At 74.2% G+C, this 2,542-nt stretch carries 4 protein-coding genes; all 4 read left to right on the forward strand.

Annotation, left to right across the window (positions count from 1 at the left end; genetic code table 11):
* Positions 1–244, forward strand: a 244-nt coding sequence (locus DQW06_RS11990) for a hypothetical protein (protein ID WP_157983412.1), incomplete at its 5' end; no start/stop codon positions are given.
* A 109-nt stretch (positions 245–353) separates the two neighbouring features.
* Complete coding sequence (gene dut, locus DQW06_RS11995; RefSeq protein ID WP_013153898.1) at positions 354–830, forward strand: dUTP diphosphatase; 477 nt, start codon at positions 354–356, stop codon at positions 828–830.
* Between the two features lie 56 nt (positions 831–886).
* Complete coding sequence (locus DQW06_RS12000) at positions 887–1,750, forward strand: DUF3710 domain-containing protein (protein ID WP_013153897.1); 864 nt, start codon at positions 887–889, stop codon at positions 1,748–1,750.
* An 81-nt stretch (positions 1,751–1,831) separates the two neighbouring features.
* Positions 1,832–2,542, forward strand: coding sequence for a PIG-L deacetylase family protein (locus DQW06_RS12005; RefSeq protein ID WP_117198438.1), 711 nt, complete (start codon positions 1,832–1,834; stop codon positions 2,540–2,542).

Consider the following 2,542-nt stretch of genomic DNA (forward strand, 5'->3'; position numbering starts at 1 on the left):
CCCCGCCGTCCTGGCCGCCACCGCCGAGGTGCTGCGCGCCGTGCGCAAGGCCAAGTCCGAGGCCAAGCTGTCCATGCGGGCCGAGGTCGAGCACGTCAGCGTCTCGGGCAAGCGGGTCGACGCCGCGCGCGCCGCCAGCGCCGACATCGCCGCCGCGGGCCGCGCCTCCGGGATCGACTTCCGCGCCACCGACGACGCCGAGCTCACCGTCGAGGTGACCCTGCCCGAGGCCCCCGCCGAGTAGGACCACGGAGAAGCACGGAACGGGGGCGGCCCACGCGGGCCGCCCCCGTTCGCGTACCGGCGGTGCTGGACACCGGTTCATCGCCCGGAGAGCGATAGGCTCGGCCGATGTGAGTACCACATCCCTGGAAGGCGGGCGGATCCCCGTCACGGTCCACCGACTGGACCCCGGCCTCCCCCTGCCCGAGTACGCCCATCCCGGCGACGCCGGCGCGGACCTGTACACCGCCGTCGACGTCACCCTGGAGCCCGGGCAGCGGGCCACGGTCCCCACCGGCCTGGCCATCGCCCTGCCCGACGGGTACGCGGCCTTCGTGCACCCGCGCTCGGGCCTCGCGGCGCGCTGCGGGGTCACGCTCGTCAACGCGCCCGGCACGGTCGACGCCGGGTACCGCGGCGAGATCAGGGTGACCCTGATCAACACCGACAGGGACACCCCGGTGAAGCTGACCCGGGGCGACCGGATCGCGCAGCTGGTGGTCCAGCGCGTGGAACGGGCGGTGTTCGTCGAGGCCGACTCCCTCCCGGAGTCGGCGCGGGGAACGGGTGGTTTCGGTTCGACCGGGGGGCACGCCGCGCAGCGGTGACGGCGCCCCGAATCCCCGGAGTCATCCGGGACCGACGGAAGCGAAGAGGTGAAGGCGTGTTCGGACGCCGCCGCAAGAAGCGGGACGAAGAGACCGAGAGAACGGGGACGCGGGCCGCGCCCAGGCGCGAGGGCGCAGCCGGGGCGGTCTCCTTCGGCAACGAGATCGAGCCGGAGCGCTCCCGGGAGCAGCAGCCCAAGGACGCGGACCGCCACCGCTCCTCCGGGCCGTGGGACTCCACCGAGGACGCTCCCGAGGCCGAGCGGATGGACCTGGGCAGCATGCGGCTGCCCATGGAGCAGGGCACCGAGATCCAGGTGAACGTCGCCCAGGACTCCCAGGGCAAGCAGAAGATCATCGGCGTCACCCTGGTGCGGGGCAAGAGCGCCCTCCAGGTGCAGCCCTTCGCCGCGCCCAAGTCCTCCGGCCTGTGGGACGAGATGCGCGAGGAGCTGCGCGAGCAGGTCGTCAAGCAGGGCGGCAAGGCCGAGGAGCACGACGGCACCTTCGGCCCCGAGCTCAAGGCCCTGGTCCCCGTCAAGGGCCGCACGACCGAGGACGGCAAGCAGCTCGCCCAGCGGGTGCGCTTCATCGGCGTGGACGGGCCGCGCTGGGTGCTGCGCGGCGTGATCCGCGGCGAGGGCGCCTCCAAGCCCGAGGTGATGGCCGAGGTCGAGCACCTCTTCGCCAACATCGTGGTGGTGCGCGGGGACCACCCGGTGCCGCCGAGCGAGCTGCTGCCCATCACCGTGCCCAAGCAGATCCAGGAGAAGATGGCCGAGGCCGCCAAGGCGCGCGCCGCCCAGCAGGCGGCCCAGCGCGGCAACGCGGGCCGCTCTCCCAACGGCGCCGCGCCCGGCGCGCGGCCCGCGGGGAACGGCGGCCAACCGGGCGGCGCCGCGGGCGGCTCGGGAGAGTAGCGGCCTCCCGGGGCGAAGCGGGGTCCCGCACCGCCGGAGAGGCGCCGGGCAGGGCGCGCCGTCTTCCGTAGTCTGTGGCACATGACGCAGACGACGGAGAACAGCGCGCCCCGGCCGCTCCCCGAGGACTGGAACCGTGCCCTGGCGGTGGTGGCCCACCCCGACGACCTGGAGTTCGGCAGCTCCTCAGCGATCGCCCGCTGGACCGGCCAGGGCAAGGACGTGGTGGAGCTGCTGGTCACCCGGGGCGAGGCGGGCATCGACACCATCGCCCCCGAGGAGTGCGCGCCGCTGCGCATGGCCGAGCAGCGCGCCTCTGCGGCGGCGGTCGGCGCGGGCACAGTGGAGTTCCTCGACTTCCCCGACGGCACCCTGGAGTACGGGATCCCTCTGCGCGCCGCGCTGGCCGGGGCGATCCGGCGCCACCGCCCCGACGTGATCGTCTCCATCAACTTCCGCGACCACTTCGCGGGGTCGAGCTCCCTCAACCACGCCGACCACCGGGTGCTCGGCCCGGCCCTGCTGGACGCGGTCCGCGACGCGGCCAACCGGTGGGTGTTCCGCGAGCAGCTGGAGGAGGGCCTCCAGCCGTGGTCGGGCGTGCGCTTCGTGGCCTTCGGCGCCTCACCCCTGGCCACCCACTACGTCGAACTGGGCGAGGCCGACCTGGCCGCGGGCGTGGCGTCGCTGGACGCCCACGCCCTCTACCTGGCCAATTTGAAGGGGTTCGACCAGAAGTCCTTCCTGCCCCGGGCCGCCGCCCAGTTCGACGTAGTGGGTGGCCAGGGGTGA

Source organism: Nocardiopsis sp. TNDT3 (assembly GCF_003427465.1).
Taxonomy (GTDB): Bacteria; Actinomycetota; Actinomycetes; order Streptosporangiales; family Streptosporangiaceae; genus Nocardiopsis; species Nocardiopsis dassonvillei.